Raw genomic sequence first — 18,761 nt, 5'->3', positions numbered from 1 at the left:
ATGATTTTAATGAGCGGACCTTGCGTAATTGAAAGTTATGAAGCACTAAGTGCAGTAGCGCAGGCATTAAAGCCTTTGAGTGAAAAGGCACATATTGATTTTTATTTTAAGGCAAGTTTTGATAAGGCGAATCGCACGAGTTTAGAGAGCTATCGCGGACCTGGGTTAGAAAAAGGACTTGAATTACTTTCTGAAATTAAAAAACAATTTGGATATAAAATTATTACTGATATACACGAAAGCTATCAAGCAAAGCATATTGCAAAAGTAGCAGATGTGATACAAATCCCTGCATTTTTGTGTCGTCAAACAGATTTAATAGTTGAGGTAGCAAAAACTGAACGCATTGTGAATATCAAAAAAGGGCAATTTATGAATCCTTCCGATATGCAACATAGCGTATTAAAGGCAATTAAAACGCGTGGAGGCACGCAAGCTACCTATGAGCAGTCGCAAAAATATGGTATATGGCTTACAGAGCGTGGGAGCACTTTTGGTTATGGGAATCTTGTCGTTGATATGCGCTCTTTGGTGATAATGCGCTCTTTTGCACCTGTGATTTTTGATGCTACGCATAGTGTGCAAATGCCCGGTGCAGCAGGAGGTAAAAGTGGAGGAGACAGCTCATTTGTGCCTTATCTCGCTAGAGCTGCGGCTGCAGTAGGTGTAGATGGATTTTTTATGGAAACACATCTAAATCCAAAAGAAGCTTTAAGTGATGGACCAAATATGGTGCAAACAAATGCACTTATTCCACTTATAGAGCAGTTGTATGATATTGAAAATCTTACACAACATAAAAATGGCAAATAGATTCTAAAATCAGTCAAGAGGAGTGAATAATGAACATTATTGAGGGTAAATTACAGCTTATAGGTGATGAGAGAATTGCAATTATTAGTTCTCGCTTTAATCATTTGATTACAGATAGATTGGTAGAAGGCGCTAAAGATTGTTTTGTGCGACACGGCGGACGCGATGATTTGCTTGATTTGGTGCTTGTTCCTGGTGCGTATGAGATTCCATTTGCATTACAAAAGATTCTCTCACAAGGCGAGTATGATGGTATTTGTTGTTTGGGTGCAGTGATACGAGGCTCTACACCACATTTTGATTATGTTTCTGCAGAGGCGACTAAAGGCATAGCGAATGTTACGCTTAAATATGGCGCACCTGTAACTTTTGGTGTTCTTACAACTGATAGTATTGAACAAGCTATTGAACGTGCTGGAACAAAGGTTGGAAATAAGGGCTTTGAAGCAATGGCTAGTCTCATTGAGCTTATCAATCTCTATCGTAAAATTGGAGCTTAAAGAGTAATTTATGGCAACACGCACACAGGCACGAGAGGCAGTTATTGGTATGCTTTATGCCTATGATTTAGGAAATGAAAGTATCATTGAAATTGCGCGGAGTATGCTTGAGGAAAAAAAGATTAAAAATAAGCAGCAAGATTTTGCTTTTTCACTTTTGCAGGGTGTGATAGAGCATCTTTCTCAGATTGATTTGTGCATTGCTCCCTATTTAAAGGAATGGGAATTTTCACGACTTGGTGGAATGGAGCGCGCGATGCTAAGACTTGGAGCTTTTGAAATTCTTTATACAGAAACGGATACACCTGTAATAATCAATGAAGCAGTGGAGCTTGGGAAAATGTATGGTGGCGAAGATAATGCACCACGTTTTATTAATGGTGTGCTTGATGCGCTCAGTAAGGCACATACAAAAAATAAAAAAAGTGAAGATTGCAGCAAAACACAAGATATTATAAATGACGCCTTAGGCAAGGAATCTTAAATGAAATTGTGTATTGCTCTTGATAATCCACATTTGCAAGATAATCTTATGTTGCTTCAAGCATTAGATTCTCTTTCTCAATGTCAAAAACACGATATATGGCTTAAAGTTGGTTTAAGAAGCTTTGTGCGTGATGGCATAAAAGGTATAGAAAAGCTTAAAAAATACGGCGATTATAGAATCTTCCTTGATTTAAAACTTTATGATATTCCAAATACAATGCTTGAGACGATTATAGAGATGCAAAAAATTGGCATTGATATGCTTACCATTCATACAAGCTGTGGATTTGAAGCAATGAGGACTATTGCAAAGCTTAAAGAAAATCAAAGTAATATGCCCTTAATCGTAGGTGTAAGTGCGCTCACAAGCTTTGATAATGAGAGTTTTATGGAGATTTACAATGCTTCACTTTTTTCCCACACACTCAAACTTGCTTCTTTAGCATTTCAGGCAGGGATTGATGGGGTAGTGTGTTCAGTGCAGGAGAGTTTAGCAATAAAAAAGGCAACTTGTAGCACATTTTTAACTATTACACCTGGCATTCGTCCTTTTGGCGAGAGTGCGAATGACCAAAAGCGAGTGGCAAACTTGCAAGAAGCGAGAGAAGCAATGAGTGATTTTGTCGTTATTGGGCGTCCAATTTATAAAGACGAAAATCCACTTAGCGTAGTGGAGAGAATCTTGGCTTTTCAAAGATAAAAGATAGTAAAGCAAAAAATAATCAATGGAGCAAAAGTGAGAGTTATACAGAGCATTTGTGAGATGAGGCATTATCGTGCAGGAATAGCAAATGATAAAACAATAGGCTTTGTAGCCACAATGGGTGCGCTTCATCAGGGGCATTTAAGCCTTATGAAAGCCTCGTTGGCAGAGAATGACTACACAATAGTTTCTATTTTTGTCAATCCCACACAATTTGGAGCTAATGAGGATTTTGGTGCTTATCCACGCACATTAGAGGCAGATATAGCACTTTGTGAGAGAGTAGGTGTAAGTGCAATTTTTGCCCCAAGTATAGATGATATGTATGAAGATGATGAGGTAGGATTCTCTGCGCCAAAGAAAATGGGATACATCTTAGAGGGATTTGATCGTCCAACACACTTTGCAGGTGTTTTACAAATTGTGCTTAAACTTTTTTGTTTGATTAAGCCTCATAGAGCGTATTTTGGACAAAAGGACGCACAACAAGTGCTTATTTTGCAAAAAATGGTGCGTGATTTATTTCTTGATATTCATATTGTGCCTTGTCCAATACAAAGAGATAGCGATGGTTTAGCTTTAAGTTCGCGCAATATTTATTTAAGTGCGAGTGAGAGACAAAAAGCTTTGTGTATCCCCCGCACGATTGAGCTTGTAAAAAAGCGGATTCTTCAAGGAGAGAGAGAAGTTGCCACACTTAGGGAGATTGCTTTACAATCTTTGCAAAGTGAGGATATTACACTTTTTTATGCACAATTTTGTAATCATAAACTTGAGCCTATTACCCATATTGTGGAGAATAAAAGTATATTTTTAATTGCTGCAAAAGTGGGACAAACCCGTTTGCTTGATAATTTATGGATTTAGGGGGAGAAAATGAAATTTAAAAACCTGCTTTTAGTGGCAATATTTTATAGCAATATATGGGCTTATGATAGCATTGATGAGGCACTAGAAAATGGTATTTCAAGTGGAGATATTACTTTTTATGGAAGCTATACAAATGGTGCAGATTCTATAAATAAAGCTAAAAATGATTTAAATGAATCTGGCTATATGGTAGGTTCTGTGGGTTTAGCCTACCATTCTGCTTTTTGGAAGTATTTGCGCGTTGCTGTGAGCTTTCGTGCAGTTGGGACATTATATGAGCAAGATAAAGATTCGCAATGGAGTAGTGATGCATTCTTAAATAATCCGGGACGATATGGAAATGGCGATGCTTCAAGAGATTTTTATATGAATGACCGCACAATGCTTGGGCAGTCTTACATAGAATATTTTGATGGTGATACAAGCGTGAAAGTAGGGCGTGTATTTGTAGATTCTGAATGGGCAGATAGGCTTATAGATGGTGTGAGTGTGCGTAATCGTTCCTTGCCAAATACACTTATTGAAGCGTTATGGGCAAAAAATAATGGGTATGTGCAATATAATAAAATGACAGGATTCTATGATGTAAATCCCCATAGTGCATTAGGGCTTACACAAGTGAGCTTAAAATATCATCTTGGTGATGCAGTGAGCTTTAAGGTTTATGGCATTGCCAATCCAGAGGTTTTTTATGCAACGGGGATAAAAGCGAGTGCGCGATATGAAAGTTCACAATCCTACATCGGCTTAAGCGGACATTTTGCGACAAGTTTTGAACAAAGTTATGGTAGGTTTAATGGTGAAAATGGCAATGGATATAACACTGATATTAAAGTATATGTGGGTGTAAAAGATATGGCTGAAGCAAGTGGTGGATTTGTGGGGAGTGGGGCAAATGTTGGCTGGGGTTCGCTTAATACACTTGGTAATAGTATAAGCCCATTTTTTATGTGGGGTGGAAGAGCTTTGCTTGAAGGAGTAGATGCGAGTTTATGGTATGGCAAAGTGATGTTTGCTATTGATAGAGTGAGTTTTGCGGTGGTGTATGGTAGCACGAAGTTTAGGGGGATTAGCTACACGAGTATGCAAAATCCTTACGATAGGGTAAATGAAGTGAATCTTTTAGTTGATTTTGGCTTTACAGAGCATTTAAGTGCGCTTTTAAATGTGTTTAATACACACGGAGGAGCACAAAGATATTATCCACATACGACAAATGTAAATCTCGGTATGAAACTAGCATTTTAAAGTAACTAAGAATAAATATTAATTTTATTGACTTCAGATTCAAACTAAGCTAAAATGATGCCATTTAAAGAGTAGGATATATAATGAAACCAATTACGATTGTATGCGTAGGGCAACCAAATGTTGGAAAAAGTTCATTAATTAATAAAATTTGTGGTGTTCATTTAAAAGTAGGAAATTTTACAGGCGTAACGATTGAAAAATCTGAAGCACAACTCACTTACAAAGGCTATAATCTACGAATCATTGACTTACCCGGCATTTATTCGCTTAATGATTATTCGCTTAATGATTATTCGCTTGAGGAGCGTTTAACAAAGCAGTTTTTAGAAAATGAAGATTATGATGTGATTTTAAATGTGCTTGATTCTACAAATTTAGAACGTTGTTTATTCCTTACTACGCAGCTTCTAGAGCTTAATTCGCGTATGTGTTTGGCATTAAATATGAGTGATGAGGCAAAAAAAGAGGGTATTAATATTGATAATGCGCTTTTAGGAGAGATATTAGGCGTAGAATGCGTGAGTGTATCGGCTTTGCGTGGAGAAAATGTGCAGCTTTTACTTGATACAATCATCAATATTGCCACTCTTGCTCCCAAAGCAAGTAAGCGTGTTTATACAGATTTTTTAGAAGAAGAAATTGCAAATATGAATACATTTTTAGCCCAAAAGCATTATGATGATGTGCAGATATTATTAAATCAAAAGCACAGAGGTTTGCAAAGTTTGCGTGATATAGCGATTAAACTTCTTAAACAAGATAGTTTTGTAAGTAAGGCTCTGCACGATAAAGGGTGTTGGGTAGAATTAAGTGAATATACACAAAAGTGTATTCAAAGGTTATATACCCAAAGTGGTGAAAATAATGTGCGCGATATTTTAAATAATGATGCCCTTAGCTTTGCAAAAGGTGCAAGTATGGAATCTAGTCGTATTTCCACTCCTCTTAAGCATTCTCTAACGCAAAAAATTGATGCGCTTTTGCTCAATAAATATCTTGGAATCCCTATATTTTTGTTTTTGATGTGGCTTTTGTTTCAGATTACTTTTTATGTAGGAGAGTTTCCTAAAGTATGGATTGAGGAGGGTGCAGCAGATATTGGTGCGTGGATAGAGGAGCATTTGCCCTATGAATTTCTTGCTTCTTTACTCTCTGGAGGGATTATCGCAGGGGTTGGAGCAGTATTAAGTTTTTTGCCTCATATTTTAATACTTTTTTGTGGAATTGTATTTTTAGAAAGCACTGGATATATGGCACGAGTCGCATTTTTACTTGATGGATTCTTTCATAAATTTGGCTTACACGGCAAGAGTTTTATACCTCTTGTAACAGGTTTTGGTTGCTCTGTCCCTGCATATATGAGCACACGAATGCTTAAAAATCGTAATGATAGAATGCTCACACTTTTTATTATTAATTTTATGAGTTGTGGTGCGCGTTTACCTGTTTATACACTTTTTATTGGAGCTTTTTTCGCTCCACAAGTAGCTGGAAATGTGCTATATGGAATCTATATTTTTGGCGCACTTGTGGGTCTTTGTATGGCAAAGATTCTAAAGCTTACCGCATTTAAAGGTGATGATGAACCTTTTGTGATGGAAATGCCTAAATATCGTTTGCCCACTTTAAGACTTATAGCTTTTAGTGTATGGCACAAAGCAGTGAGCTATATCAAAAAAGCAGGGACTTTTATTTTACTTGCTTCTGTGATTATTTGGGTTGGGACGCAGTTTCCTAAAAATGCAGTTTTAGAGGAGCAGATGACACAATCAGTGCAGATTCTAAAAGAGAATATGAATCTTACACAAGAAAATGACGCATTGCAAAATGAAATAGATGAGATTTATCATAACTACCAAGCAGCTTTAGTAGAGCAAAGCTATCTAGGACGCATAGGGCAATTTATTCAGCCTATATTTGCACCTATGGATTTTGATTGGAAACTTTCTGTTTCACTTCTTAATGGACTTTTAGCAAAGGAAACAATCATTTCGAGTATGGGTGTGTTGTATGCACTTGGTGATGATATAGATGAAAATAACACCACACCTTTGCGCGATGTACTTCAAGAGCATATTAGTCTGCCTAGTGCGATTGCATTTATTTTATTCATTATGTTTTATAACCCTTGTTTTGCAGCAAGCATTGTCTTTGGCAAAGAAGCTGGTGGGAAGCGATATATTGCATATTTATTTATTTTTACAAGCGTGGTATCATATATATTTGCGCTTTTTGGATATGCCCTAACGCATTTTTTTATTAGAGTATCAACTTAGAAAGGAAAAGCTTGAAAATCCCTCTCTATTCAAATTTAAAAGCAAAGCTAGAATCTAAAGGATTAGATCCTATTATAAGTGGGCAAGTTGCGTGGTTTAGTAGTAGTATTATATATGGGATTGTATGCGCGCTTTTTTTAAAGTTTTGTAATTTTATAAGCGGTATAGAATTGTTATTTTTTGGACTTTCAATAGTTTTGTTCTTATCTTTTTTATATAAATCCACTTTAATAATTTCATTTTACGCTCTTTTAAGTATTATCTGTGTTTTATTTGTTGGCGAAGCATTGAGTATTATGTTTATTGTTTTTTTTGCTTTATTTTTGTTTTGTGTCATAAGCTTTATATTAATAAAAAAAGCAAGATATGATGTGTTTATGTTTGTGGTTTATTTATGTATGTGGTTAGGTTTTATCTTTTTATTTTTTCATCTGTATATTAGGATGTAAATTTATTTGGGTAGATAAATGATAAGAATGTGAATCTTGCGTGGCACGCCCGAAGGGAGTCGAACCCCTAACCCCCAGATCCGAAGTCTGGTGCTCTATCCAATTGAGCTACGAACGCGTAAGTGTAAAAAGTAATGGGGTGGGAGATGGGGCTCGAACCCACGACCCTCAGAGCCACAACCTGATGCTCTAACCAACTGAGCTACACCCACCATAACGAAAGAAAAAGAATGGTCGGGGCGAAAGGATTCGAACCTTCGACCCCTTGGTCCCAAACCAAGTGCGCTAACCAGACTGCGCTACGCCCCGATACAAACAAAAAGCACGATTATATTACAACAGCACCTTTTTGTCAAGAATGAATTATTTGCATTTAAGTCTTTTAGATAGTTTGTGCATTTTAGGCGTCAAAATTTTTATTCTGTATGTATTTTATTGTTTAAAATAATCTTATTTTACAATCGTGCGATATATTTCTTCCATAAGCCTTTGTAAAAAACAAAGCCAAAGATACCTGCACGCAAATATGTTTCACAGCAAATAATAGCAAAAATATATCCTACTGCAATGTTATAATGCACACACAGCCACATTGGGAGAATCCTCAAAACCCAAATGCTCCCTGTGTTAATCCACAGAGAAAGCTTCGTTGCACCGCTTCCTCGCAATGCTCCATCAAGCACAAAAATACAAATAAGGGGCACTTGAGAAAGCCCTACTGCAAGGAGATAATCAAAAGAGTAATGAATCACCTCTGTTTCTGTGCTAAAAATAGCGGAGAGTTCTTTGCCCAGCATACATAATCCTATACCTAATATGCCCATAACTACTGATGAGATAAGTAAAATTGTTTTGATAAAAGATTCTGCTAAGTCTAATCGTTTTGCACCGAGCATTTGTCCAACTAATGCCATTGCTGCCACTTGGAATCCAAAACCGGGCATAAAAATGAAGCTTTCCACTCTTGAGCCAATTTGAAATCCAGCAATGACTTCCAAACCATAATCAGTCATAAATTTTGTAATAAGCACAAGGGAAAAAATTGTCAAGCCTCGCTCAAGGCCAGAGGGAATACCAATATGGAATCCATTATAAAGCGTATGCCATTTAAAGGTGGGTGAAAATGTCAAATGGCGGTGTAGCCCACAGAGAATGCCAAGTAAAACTAGCCCTTCGAAATAAGTAATGATAACATTTGCTATGCCAGCTCCCATAATACCAAATGGTGGAATACCAAGCTTTTCCACCCCAAAAATAAGCATAAAATTAAGGACAATATTTAAGCTTGTAGCGATGATTTTTACAAAAAAAACGCTTTTAGTATCGCCTACGGCTGAAAGTGCAGAAATAAATATTGTCTTAAGAAAAAGTGCGGGAATCCCATAAAAAATCCAACCTAAATACAACATACCTAGCTCTTTGGTTTCCCCACTCACACCCATCCAGTCAAAATACAACTCATTGCTTACATATGCAAGTGCATAAATAGGAATAGAGCAAAGCCCAGCCCCGATGCTCATTGTGCTTAGAATCTGTCCCGCTTTAAGGTTATTTCTCTCTCCAAATGCACGCGAGACTTGTGCGTTTGTGCCTACATAAAAAATGGTTGTGAGTGCAAAGAGAAACATCCAGCAATTCATACCGAGTCCAAGTGCCACGATATTATGTTTTGTAACTTCAGAATCGGGTGAAATATGAGCAATAAAATACATTCCTATGGCGATATTAGCAATATCAAGCAAAGAGTTTCCTCCAGAGGGCAAGGCAATACTTAGAATCTTGCGGAGACGTTGCTTGAAGTTATATGTCATCAAAGACTCTTTGTAGTGTTGGTGTGTGTTTGAGAGCAGGGTTTATATTGAGCGATAAAGCGCATAATGTGCTGATATGCGGGATTTATTGTATGAGTATCTTTTCTGTTTTGTTTATAAATACTTTGATGTAAAATTTGAAAGCCCCTTTTGGAGCTAAATACTGCTTCAAGTTCCCCTGCGTATAATATTTTGTTATTGAGAGGTTGATGAGAGGATTTATCAATAAAGGTTTCAAAAATGAGCATAGCATTGGGTTTAAGTGCTTTAATTATGGCATCAAAAAGATTCCTATCAAGGAAAAAGCTATCAAGTATGACATCATAATGTGTTTGGGGTAGGGTAAAAGTATCTAAATCTGCTAAAATAGGTGTAATATAAGGGATATTTGCAAGATTCTCTAATGCAACACAAGATATATCAAGTCCATCAACCTCAAAGCCCATTTGGGCTAAAATCTTAGAATGTCGTCCATTGCCACAGGCAATATCAAGTGCTTTTGGAGGTTTAGAATCGGTAAAAGAAAAATTTCGCTTAAGTATCTCGCACGTTTCAAGCACAAATGGGCTTGGTTCATTGGGCATAAAGCCCTCTTGATACCGAGCATTCCATTTGAGTGCGTCTTCTTGCATTCAATATCTTTGCAATAATTATTTTATACAAGTGAAGGAAATTTTAATTTGCCACCGCCAAGAATATGCAAATGCAAATGTGGGACTTCTTGCCCACCATCAGCACCGATATTGGTAATGATTCTATATCCGCTTTTATCAATGCCTACCGATTTGGTAACTTCTTGCGCAAAACCACACAACTCTCCTAAAAGTTTAGAATCTGCACAATCAAAATCTTTTACACACACTTTAGGAATAGCGAGAATATGCACAGGGGCTTTGGGATTAATATCATAAAAAGCAAGAAATCGCTCATTTTCAAGCACTTTTTTACAAGGAATCTCGCCTGCTACAATTTTTTCAAAAATCGTTTTTTCTGCCATATTCGCTCCTTAAAGTCTCTTTTTATAGTGGTTTGATAAAAAAGAATTGATATTATAACTTTTAAACCTGAATAGAATCTATAATATGCTACAATGCCGACTTAATTTATATATCACTTATAGTTCAAGGAAGGAAAGACGTTGAAGACACAAATGCAAGAGATAATGGCAAAACTAGAGCAATTAGAGAATCTCAATGATTTAGAGCGTTTGCGTGTGGAAGTAATGGGGAAAAAGGGCATTTTAACTCAGCAATTTGCACTCCTTAAGAATCTTGAGGGCGAGACAAAAAAAACCTTTGCCAAAGAGCTTAACAAAAATAAAGAAAATTTTGAAAAAATGCTTGAAAGTAAACGAGAAAGCCTATTAAAAGTGCAGATGAATGAGAATCTCACCAAAGAAGTAGTTGATGCAAGTTTATTTACAGCCTTGCGTCCAAAGAGTAATGGACACCCAATTTATCAAACAATGGATAGAATCATTGATTTTTTTGTCAATATGAATTTTGCAATTCAAACAGGACCTTTAGTAGAAGATGATTTTCATAACTTTGAAGCACTTAATCTTCCTGTATTTCATCCGGCACGAGATATGCAAGATACTTTTTATTTTAAAGATTCAATGCTTTTGCGCACACATACCTCTCCTGTGCAAATTCGCACTATGCAATCACAACATATTCCTATTCGTATGATAGCTCCGGGTAGCGTTTTTAGGAGAGATTATGATTTGACTCATTCACCAATGTTTCATCAAGTTGAGGGCTTAGTAGTTGACGAGAAAGATAAAATAAGTTTCGTGCATCTTAAATATATTTTAGAGGATTTTTTGCATTATATGTTTGGCGATGTGCGCATTCGGTTTCGTTCAAGCTTTTTCCCCTTTACAGAGCCAAGCGCAGAAGTGGATATTAGCTGTGTATTTTGCGGTGGTAGCGGTTGTAGAGTATGTTCTCACACAGGGTGGCTTGAAGTATTGGGCTGTGGTATTGTCAATCAAAAAGTATTTGATGCTGTGGGTCATAAAAATGTGAGCGGATATGCTTTTGGGCTTGGCGTTGAGCGATTTGCTATGCTTCTTCATCGTGTGAATGATTTGCGTAGCTTTTTTGAGACAGATTTACGTGTATTGGAGCAATTCTAATGATTTTTTCAAAACATTTATTATCGCATTTTGTTGATATTTCACATCTTGATATTGAGCAAATGTGTATGAGATTAAGCAGTATGGGACTTGAGGTAGAATCTGCGTATCCATTGAAGATGCCACAAAAGGTTGTCGTAGGCAAGATACTCTCACTTACACCTCACCCCGATGCAGACAAACTTAATGTATGTAAAGTCAGTATTGGCTCACAAGAGTTGCAAATTGTGTGCGGGGCAAATAATGTAAAAGCCAATCAATATGTCGCTGTGGCACTTGAAGGCGCAGTAATACCTCATACTAAAAGTGGCGAGATTGTGATTAAACAAACAAATCTACGTGGTATAGAGAGTTGTGGAATGCTTTGTTCTAGTGTGGAGTTAGGATTGCCAAAGATAAATGATGGAATTATGGTGCTTGATAGCACAGCTGGTCATTTGGAGCTTGGCGTTGAGCTAGGGAATCTTCCTCTTTTTAATGATTATGTGATTGAAGTAGGGATTACGCCTAATCGTGGTGATTGTCTTAGCGTGCTAGGCATTGCGCGTGAACTTGCTACAAGCTATGATTTGCGCCTAAAGCACGAAGTAGATATGGATAATGTGGTTACGCTTGGTTTAGGTAGGGTGTTGCAGATTCTTTGTGATGAAAAAATTGAAGCTCATTTACTCTATCGCGTGGTTGAAGTCAAACAAGCTTATCTACCTCTTGATATTGCACTTTGTCTTGCCCGTAATGGGAGTTTGGTTGATGATATTATGTGCAATTTTTTAGAATATGGCACTTATATGACAGGTGTTATACTTAATGCTTACAAACTCTATGATTGTGAGAATAAAGATATTGTTTTGGATAATGGTTTGGTGGCACAACTCCGAATCAAAAAAGATGAGAACGGCTTAGGAGCAGTTTTTGCTCACCAAAAGCTTTCCATAATTGGTGTATCTTATGGTGAGCGGCACTTTGGCACACGTTCTGAAATTTATATTATTGAAGCGAGTTATGTGAATCCTACTTTAATTGCCAAAAGTCTTTATAAGCACGCAATAAAAGGTGATGTGCAGCTAACTTATCGTAGCACAAGAGGGAGTAATCCAAATTTGGAGCAGGGCATTGACTTTTTATGTAGAAAAATGGTGCTTGTTTCTGATGCACTTGTGTATTCTGGCTCACATAATATTGTCCAAAACATTGATGAAATTACGATTAAAACAACGTTTAAGGCTATTAATCAAATTATAGGCATAGAGCTTGATAAAGAAGAGATAGCCACTATTTTAAAGCGACTTAATTTTAAGCTTGATGCAACTTGTGATGAGAATTTTTTTATGGTTACTGTGCCAAACTATCGGCACGACATTCAAAGTATCCAAGATGTAGCTGAAGAAGTGCTTAGAATCTATGGTATTGACAATGTTTCCTCTGTGCCATTACTTTGTTCTCAATCCCATAATATTAATAACACATATTTTACCTACAAAAACACGCGCAAACTTGCTTATGGATTGATTGCTTATGGTTTTGTAGAGTGTATTCATTATGTCTTTGCTTCTTCCCAAAATTTAGAACGATTAGGTTTTGTGCGACTTGATGAAGATTTAGAATTGCTCAATCCTATCACAAACGAGCTTGATACGCTTCGGACAAGCCTACTTCCGGCTATGCTTGATTCTGTGAAACGTAATGAGAATCTTGGCTTTAAAAATATTACACTTTTTGAGATTGGAAGTGTGTATAGTTCAAAACGAGAGGAAAAAAGTAAGCTTGCACTTGTTGCAAGTGGCTGTATGCAAGATGAATGTTATCCACACACCAAAGCTGTTAAATGGAATCTTTTTGCTTTTGGGACTATATGTCAGAGATGTGTTGGAGATTTGAGTTTTAGAAATATTCGTGATGAAGCAAATGCAAAGGAGCTTTTGAGTCATTTTTGTTTTACAGATGAGAGATTGCTTCACCCTTATCAGAGTGCATTTGTTTATCAAAAAGACAAGCCCATAGGAATAATTGCCAAATTGCATCCACAAGTTGCTACCAATATGGATTTAAGTGAGGAAATATTTATATGCGAAATTGAGATCGGTATGAGTGATTTTTCTCTCCCGCAAGCCTATGAATTTTCAAAATACCAAAAATCTACACGTGATTTAACAATCCTCATTGATAAAGATATTCCTTTTTATCGTGTGCGCCAAATTCTTCTTGAAGATCAAATTGCTTATGTTAAAAATATTTATCCTATTGATGTGTATTATGATAAGGCTTTAGGAGAAAAAATGGCATTAAGCATACGTATTGTGCTTCAATCTGATGAGGGCACATTACAAGAAATGCAATTAGTGCAAGCAGTGGAATCCGTGCTTAGTGTTTTAGTGCGCGAGTTTGATGCTGTATTACGCACTTAGATATATTATGATAATTTACAACAAAGGATAGTCAATGCAAAAAACCTCACCACATATTACAGATGAAGATATACCTTTATTACAAAAAATGTCGCACACATTAGGGTTTTTGTGTGCAGATATGGTGCAAAAAGCAAATAGCGGACATCCCGGCGCACCTATGGGACTTTCAGATATTGCAAGTGTGTTACATTTTCATATTAATCTTGCTCCAACACAACCTCAATGGTTAAATCGAGATAGAATTATTTTTAGTGGAGGACACGCAAGCGCACTCGTATATTCGCTCCTTCATTTATGGGGTTTTGAGGTGAGTATGGCAGATTTGCACTCTTTTAGGCAATTAGATTCTAAAACACCCGGACACCCTGAATATAGACATACTCAAGGTATTGAGATAACAACAGGTCCCCTTGGGCAAGGTATAGCAAATGCAGTGGGTATGGCTATGGCAAGTAAATATGCACAGAATTTGTTTGGGCGGGAAATCATTTCGCATAATATATATTGTTTATGTGGCGATGGGGATTTACAGGAGGGTATCAGCTATGAAGCAGCTTCTTTAGCTGGACATCACGCTCTTTCAAATTTGATTCTTATTTATGATAGTAATCATATCACAATAGAAGGCGATACGCAACTTGCGATGAGTGAGGATATTGCTAAACGTTTTGAAGCACAGGGTTGGGAAGTTTTAAGCTGCGATGGACACGACTATATACAAATTCACAATGTGCTTACCAATGCTAAAACTTCTTCAAAACCCATACTTATTATTGCTCATACCATTATCGCTAAGAATGCCCTTAGTCTTGAGGGTAGTCATAAAGCACACGGCGCACCTTTGGGTGAAGAAATTATCGCCACAGCAAAGCAAAAACTTTCTTTTCCTGCAGAATCTTTTTATATACCTGATGATGTAGCACTTGCTTTTGGCACGATGAAGGAGCGTGGTGAGTTGAACTTTGCACAATGGTATAAAAATTATGAGAATCTCCCTCAAATTGCAAAAGAACGGCTTGATAAAATGAGAGAGCCCGATGTTTCCCATATTGTTTATCCACAATTTGCACTTGGCGAAAGTATGGCTACACGTGTGAGTAATGGCAAGATTCTTAATAGTATTTCTCAAGCGTTAGAAGGATTTATTGGGGGAAGTGCAGATTTAGCACCATCAAATAATACACAGCTACAAGATGAGGGTGATTTTCCGCAGGGTAAAAATTGGCATTTTGGTATCCGAGAACACGCAATGGGTGCAATTTGTAATGGTGTGGCAAATTATGGCTTATTTTTACCTTTTTGCGCAACATTTTTTGTTTTCAGTGATTATATGAGCCCAAGTGTGCGTGTAGCAAGCCTTATGAAAGCGAAAGTATATTATATTTGGACGCACGATAGTATAGGTGTGGGTGAAGATGGTGCGACACATCAGCCCATTGAACAATTAAGCCATTTTAGAGCAATGCCAAATCTCCTTGTTTTTCGTCCCGCTGATGCAAATGAGAATATTGCTTGTTGGCAGGTTGGCTTAGATTCCAAGCTACCTTGCGCTTTTGTGCTTAGTCGTCAGAATCTCCCCGTTATTATGGAATCCACTCCTCAATTAAAAAAGCAAGTGCAAAAAGGCGGTTATGTATTGCGTTCGTGCGACAATGCAGTTATTACCCTTATGGCAAGCGGAAGTGAGGTAAGTCTTGCACTCAAAGCGTGTGAAACACTAGAAGATTTAGGTATCAAAACACAAGTAGTAAGTGTACCTTGCCTTGATTTGCTTTTGGAACAACCTAAGGGTTACATCAAAGAATTATGCGGAAAAAGTGCAGTGCTTGCTATTGAGGCTTCAAGAGGCTTAGAATGGTATGCAGTGGCTGATGAAGTGATTGGTATGCAGAGTTTTGGTGCTTCAGGGAAAGGCGAAGCCCTCTTTAATCGTTTTAATTTTAATATAGATTATATCATAGCTGCTGCACAAAAGCTTATTCAAAATTAAAAACATACAAAAGGGCAAAATATGGGCAGAGAATCTACCCTTTATGTATATAGCTCTCATCGTTCTTTGATGCAAAATAGCAACGAAGGAGAAATTTTTGCTCCGAGTATGATGATGGGAGATTTTTTTACGCAGCTTATTATTATTGATGGATATAGAGCATTACCACGAGGTATGCGACTACCTCTTGTTATGAGTGTATTAAAAGAGTGTGCCAAAGAGCTTGAGAGGGCAAAATTTATTTTTGAAAAGAGTTTTTTGGGATTTTTGGAAACTTCTAACTTTTTGTTTGATTTTTTTGATGAAATCGCTCAATCGCAAATACATATTAAAGATATTCCATCACGTGATATTTATGATGATTATGCAGATCATTTATATGTGTTAGAATGGTTGGAAAATCGCTACAAAGAGCGACTTTTTGAGCTTAAATGCTATGATGGATATATTCTTCCAGCACAAGCCCAACCACGTTTTAATGAAGCATTTGTGCGGCATTTTGAATGTATTGAAATTTTTGTAGAGGGGATTATTAGTCCTATTCATCAGGAAATGCTTTTAAATGCGGCAAAAATAATTCCTATAAAAGTGCATTTTTGGGTTGATGAATTTAATATTTCTTTGCCTTTTTTGCCCTCACATATTTTAAAACAATGCAAGCCATTTTTTAGATACAGCGCAGAATTAGACACAGGGAAGATTATACAATCTACCCCTCTACCACCTTTAGGAAAAATTGATGCTTATGGTTTTGCTTTGGGCATATCGCAAGTGGCATTAGTATTTGCCAAGATTGATGAATGGATAAAAAATGGTGTGCAAGAACAGGATATTGTGGTTATCGTGCCAAATGAAAACTTTGCTAAATATCTTTTTTTGCTTGATAGAGCGCATAACTTAAATTTTGCAATGGGTGAGGATATATCGCGCACTAAAGTTTATAAATATCTTCAAGATTATATTCACTCTCAATTAAAAAATATAACTCATATTCCACAAACTTATGCTCAAGTGTGTAAAGATATAATAGCTATGCTTGCTGGCTTTGAGGATAGGCAAAGCAAAAGAGTGCGTGAGTATGTGAGTGAGATTCTCTTTATGTGGGAGAATGTAGGTTTAAAAGAAACTACGCATATGGAGATTATTGAGCTATTGCTTGAGGAGCTTAAACATTATAGTATTGATGATATAATGGGTGGAAAAATACGTGTAATGGGTGTTTTGGAATCAAGGGGTTTTGCTTTTAAAAAGGCTGTGATTGTTGATTTTAACGAAGGTGTAATACCTAGCAAACAAGAGAGTGATTTATTTTTAAATTCTGCGTTACGTCAAAAGCTTAAAATGCCGACTATGAGGGATAAAGAACGTCTCCAAAAGCATTATTATTATGGCATTTTTAGCACTGCCGATGAAATAGCAGTAGCATATGTATCAAATGAAGATAATCACCCAAGCTTTATGCTTGAAGAATTGATGCAAAAGAGTGCAGTGAAGCATAAGAATGGAGATAATTTCTTTACTTTGCTTCCACAAGGGAGAAAATTAGAGTATTGTGAAGATGAAATAAGTGGGCGTCTGCCTCGCACCCTTACGCCTAGTAAATTAAAAGTATTTTTGGAATGTCCAAGAAGGTATTATTATCTTTATGAAGAATGTATGAATGATCTTTCTCTTTTCCAAGAAAGCGCATCTATGGGAAATATTGTTCATCAATGCTTAGAATCTGTCTATAAGCCATATGTAGGGAAAAAGGTAATCTTAGATGAAAAGGCACTTTATAAGAGTGCGCAATTATGGTTAGAGCATTCTTTAGTCTCGCATAGTGCATTACAAAGCGCGCATATTGAGTGGCTTAAATGTGAGTTGAAACATTTTTTTGCCCTTGAGAATGGACGTGAGGTAGAGATTTTGCAGCTTGAGGGAGAAAATATGGAAGTTTCATATGGTGATTTTATCTTTTATGGGCGACCTGATAGGATCCAAAAAGTTGGCGAGAGTATAGAAGTCATAGATTATAAATATCGTCAGTCTTTTAAAGTGCAAAGCCTACAAAAGAGCACAGATTTTGCACTTATTTTATATATGCAGGCGTTTAAGGCTCACTATCCCCAGTATGCCCATTTAGCAATCAGTGCGTGGTATTGGGATATTAAAGGAGGTGAGAAAAAAGAGGAGAATAATGAAAAAAGCAATATTCTTTTTGAAAAGATTGCTTGCCTTAAAGATAATGTTGTATTTGCTAAGAGTGAGCAGCGCTCAAATTGCCGATATTGTGAGTTTATAGACTTGTGTGATAGAAGTTAGAGTAAAAAATTAGCTAAGCCATTTGTTAGCAATTTTTGTTAGTGCAGCAGTGTTGTCGCTTGCAAAAAATTGCAGTGATTTAAGTGCATAACGCGAAGTAAGGTGCAAGTGGTTTTTTAAATACTCTACAATAGCTTCACCCGAATGGATAAGCATACTTTGATGATTGAAATAGGAATCAAGGGCTGGAGCAATAAGCGGAAAATGTGTGCAGCCTAATATTACAGCTTGAGGGGGAGTTGTGATTGAGGCAAAATAATGATGAAATACGCTTTCAAGCACTGCGCCTTCAAGCAATCCTTCTTCAACGATAGGCACAAAAAGCCCTGTGGCAAGACTTTTAAGATTCCAAAAACCTATATTTCGTAGTCTTGTTTCGTATTCACCAGAGTTAATTGTTGCACGTGTGGCAATAATGAGAATTTCAGAATCTGTATCTTTAAGGTTATTTTGCACTGCTAATACACCCGGCTCAATCACTCCTACAATAGGAATCTTACTATGTTTTTGCATCTCTTGTAGCGCATAGGCACTCACAGTGTTGCAAGCGACAATGAGAATATCAATATTATGTGGTGTAAAGAACTCAAGTGCCTGAAGTGAAAATTTGATGATTGTTTGTTTATCTTTGACACCATAAGGCACACGAGCGGTATCGCCATAATAAATGATGTCCTCAAAGAGTTTTGCATTAATGAGGCTTTTAAGCACGCTTAAGCCACCAACACCACTATCAAATACCCCTGCTCGCATATATATC

At 36.9% G+C, this 18,761-nt stretch carries 16 protein-coding genes and 3 tRNA genes; 12 read left to right on the top strand and 7 right to left on the bottom strand.

Going from position 1 to position 18,761, the window contains the following annotated elements; translation table 11 throughout:
• The 8 genes from kdsA (at nucleotide 1) to HH_RS09075 (ending at nucleotide 7,348) form a co-directional block, all read left to right on the top strand.
• Entirely contained in the window at nucleotides 1-813 is an 813-nt protein-coding gene (gene kdsA / locus HH_RS00215) for a 3-deoxy-8-phosphooctulonate synthase (protein ID WP_011114882.1), read from the top strand.
• Nucleotides 814-842: 29 nt separating this feature from the next.
• A complete protein-coding gene (gene ribH, locus HH_RS00210; protein ID WP_011114881.1) occupies nucleotides 843-1,313 on the top strand; it encodes a 6,7-dimethyl-8-ribityllumazine synthase in 471 nt (156 codons plus the stop codon).
• Between the two features lie 10 nt (nucleotides 1,314-1,323).
• A complete protein-coding gene (gene nusB, locus HH_RS00205) occupies nucleotides 1,324-1,797 on the top strand; it encodes a transcription antitermination factor NusB (protein ID WP_011114880.1) in 474 nt (157 codons plus the stop codon).
• A complete protein-coding gene (gene pyrF / locus HH_RS00200) occupies nucleotides 1,798-2,499 on the top strand; it encodes an orotidine-5'-phosphate decarboxylase (RefSeq protein ID WP_011114879.1) in 702 nt (233 codons plus the stop codon). It abuts the gene before it with no gap.
• A gap of 36 nt (nucleotides 2,500-2,535) precedes the next feature.
• Nucleotides 2,536-3,369 carry a pantoate--beta-alanine ligase gene (panC, locus tag HH_RS00195; protein WP_011114878.1) on the top strand — a complete coding sequence of 278 codons (834 nt, stop codon included), beginning with the start codon at nucleotides 2,536-2,538 and terminating at the stop codon, nucleotides 3,367-3,369.
• 9 nt (nucleotides 3,370-3,378) lie between these two features.
• Nucleotides 3,379-4,620, top strand: a complete 1,242-nt coding sequence (locus HH_RS00190; RefSeq protein WP_011114877.1) for an Opr family porin — start codon at nucleotides 3,379-3,381, stop codon at nucleotides 4,618-4,620.
• 83 nt (nucleotides 4,621-4,703) lie between these two features.
• On the top strand, nucleotides 4,704-6,899 hold the full coding sequence (gene feoB, locus HH_RS00185; RefSeq protein WP_011114876.1) for a ferrous iron transport protein B: 2,196 nt from the start codon (nucleotides 4,704-4,706) through the stop codon (nucleotides 6,897-6,899).
• An 11-nt stretch (nucleotides 6,900-6,910) separates the two neighbouring features.
• Nucleotides 6,911-7,348, top strand: coding sequence for a hypothetical protein (locus tag HH_RS09075; RefSeq protein ID WP_011114875.1), 438 nt, complete (start codon nucleotides 6,911-6,913; stop codon nucleotides 7,346-7,348).
• A gap of 41 nt (nucleotides 7,349-7,389) precedes the next feature.
• Here the strand turns inward: HH_RS09075 and HH_RS00175 are convergent.
• From HH_RS00175 to HH_RS00150, 6 genes are all read right to left on the bottom strand, one after another.
• Nucleotides 7,390-7,466: transfer RNA gene (locus HH_RS00175), tRNA-Arg, on the bottom strand.
• A 17-nt stretch (nucleotides 7,467-7,483) separates the two neighbouring features.
• Nucleotides 7,484-7,560: transfer RNA gene (locus HH_RS00170), tRNA-His, on the bottom strand.
• Between the two features lie 19 nt (nucleotides 7,561-7,579).
• Nucleotides 7,580-7,657: transfer RNA gene (locus HH_RS00165), tRNA-Pro, on the bottom strand.
• A 146-nt stretch (nucleotides 7,658-7,803) separates the two neighbouring features.
• The gene (locus HH_RS00160) at nucleotides 7,804-9,159 is read right to left on the bottom strand and encodes an MATE family efflux transporter (protein WP_041308894.1); all 1,356 of its coding nucleotides are present in this window, start codon (nucleotides 9,157-9,159) and stop codon (nucleotides 7,804-7,806) included.
• Complete coding sequence (locus HH_RS00155; protein ID WP_041308892.1) at nucleotides 9,159-9,791, bottom strand: class I SAM-dependent methyltransferase; 633 nt, start codon at nucleotides 9,789-9,791, stop codon at nucleotides 9,159-9,161. Before HH_RS00155 ends, HH_RS00160 begins: the two co-directional genes overlap by 1 nt.
• Before the next feature lie 23 nt (nucleotides 9,792-9,814).
• Nucleotides 9,815-10,156: a histidine triad nucleotide-binding protein gene (locus HH_RS00150; RefSeq protein WP_011114872.1), complete on the bottom strand. Its 342-nt coding sequence runs from the start codon at nucleotides 10,154-10,156 to the stop codon at nucleotides 9,815-9,817.
• A gap of 153 nt (nucleotides 10,157-10,309) precedes the next feature.
• Between HH_RS00150 and pheS the strand changes: the two genes are divergently transcribed.
• The 4 genes from pheS to HH_RS00130 are packed head-to-tail and all read left to right on the top strand — an operon-like array spanning nucleotide 10,310 to nucleotide 18,001.
• Entirely contained in the window at nucleotides 10,310-11,299 is a 990-nt protein-coding gene (pheS, locus tag HH_RS00145) for a phenylalanine--tRNA ligase subunit alpha (protein ID WP_041309170.1), read from the top strand.
• A complete protein-coding gene (gene pheT, locus HH_RS00140) occupies nucleotides 11,299-13,704 on the top strand; it encodes a phenylalanine--tRNA ligase subunit beta (protein ID WP_011114870.1) in 2,406 nt (801 codons plus the stop codon). The genes pheS and pheT overlap by 1 nt, the downstream gene beginning before the upstream one ends.
• Nucleotides 13,705-13,738: 34 nt before the next feature.
• Nucleotides 13,739-15,697: a transketolase gene (gene tkt, locus HH_RS00135; protein WP_011114869.1), complete on the top strand. Its 1,959-nt coding sequence runs from the start codon at nucleotides 13,739-13,741 to the stop codon at nucleotides 15,695-15,697.
• A 21-nt stretch (nucleotides 15,698-15,718) separates the two neighbouring features.
• Nucleotides 15,719-18,001, top strand: a complete 2,283-nt coding sequence (locus tag HH_RS00130; RefSeq protein ID WP_041308890.1) for a PD-(D/E)XK nuclease family protein — start codon at nucleotides 15,719-15,721, stop codon at nucleotides 17,999-18,001.
• A gap of 9 nt (nucleotides 18,002-18,010) precedes the next feature.
• Here HH_RS00130 and murI read toward each other — a convergent pair whose 3' ends face one another.
• A complete protein-coding gene (gene murI / locus HH_RS00125) occupies nucleotides 18,011-18,754 on the bottom strand; it encodes a glutamate racemase (protein ID WP_011114867.1) in 744 nt (247 codons plus the stop codon).
• Nucleotides 18,755-18,761 lie beyond the last annotated feature (7 nt).

Source organism: Helicobacter hepaticus ATCC 51449 (genome assembly GCF_000007905.1).
In the GTDB taxonomy this organism is placed as follows: Bacteria; Campylobacterota; Campylobacteria; order Campylobacterales; family Helicobacteraceae; genus Helicobacter_C; species Helicobacter_C hepaticus.
Note: the sequence above shows the minus strand (reverse complement) of the source record. Positions and strands in the feature narration are given on the sequence as shown.

What these genes read in the sequence shown, in the direction of transcription:
- kdsA (WP_011114882.1), top strand. Translation starts at nt 1, where the DNA reads ATGATTTTAATGAGCGGACCTTGCGTAATTGAAAGTTATGAAGCACTA.
- ribH (WP_011114881.1), top strand. Translation starts at nt 843, where the DNA reads ATGAACATTATTGAGGGTAAATTACAGCTTATAGGTGATGAGAGAATT.
- nusB (WP_011114880.1), top strand. Translation starts at nt 1,324, where the DNA reads ATGGCAACACGCACACAGGCACGAGAGGCAGTTATTGGTATGCTTTAT.
- pyrF (WP_011114879.1), top strand. Translation starts at nt 1,798, where the DNA reads ATGAAATTGTGTATTGCTCTTGATAATCCACATTTGCAAGATAATCTT.
- HH_RS00190 (WP_011114877.1), top strand. Translation starts at nt 3,379, where the DNA reads ATGAAATTTAAAAACCTGCTTTTAGTGGCAATATTTTATAGCAATATA.
- feoB (WP_011114876.1), top strand. Translation starts at nt 4,704, where the DNA reads ATGAAACCAATTACGATTGTATGCGTAGGGCAACCAAATGTTGGAAAA.
- HH_RS00160 (WP_041308894.1), bottom strand. Translation starts at nt 9,159, where the DNA reads ATGACATATAACTTCAAGCAACGTCTCCGCAAGATTCTAAGTATTGCC.
- HH_RS00155 (WP_041308892.1), bottom strand. Translation starts at nt 9,791, where the DNA reads ATGCAAGAAGACGCACTCAAATGGAATGCTCGGTATCAAGAGGGCTTT.
- HH_RS00150 (WP_011114872.1), bottom strand. Translation starts at nt 10,156, where the DNA reads ATGGCAGAAAAAACGATTTTTGAAAAAATTGTAGCAGGCGAGATTCCT.
- pheS (WP_041309170.1), top strand. Translation starts at nt 10,310, where the DNA reads ATGCAAGAGATAATGGCAAAACTAGAGCAATTAGAGAATCTCAATGAT.
- pheT (WP_011114870.1), top strand. Translation starts at nt 11,299, where the DNA reads ATGATTTTTTCAAAACATTTATTATCGCATTTTGTTGATATTTCACAT.
- tkt (WP_011114869.1), top strand. Translation starts at nt 13,739, where the DNA reads ATGCAAAAAACCTCACCACATATTACAGATGAAGATATACCTTTATTA.
- HH_RS00130 (WP_041308890.1), top strand. Translation starts at nt 15,719, where the DNA reads ATGGGCAGAGAATCTACCCTTTATGTATATAGCTCTCATCGTTCTTTG.
- murI (WP_011114867.1), bottom strand. Translation starts at nt 18,754, where the DNA reads ATGCGAGCAGGGGTATTTGATAGTGGTGTTGGTGGCTTAAGCGTGCTT.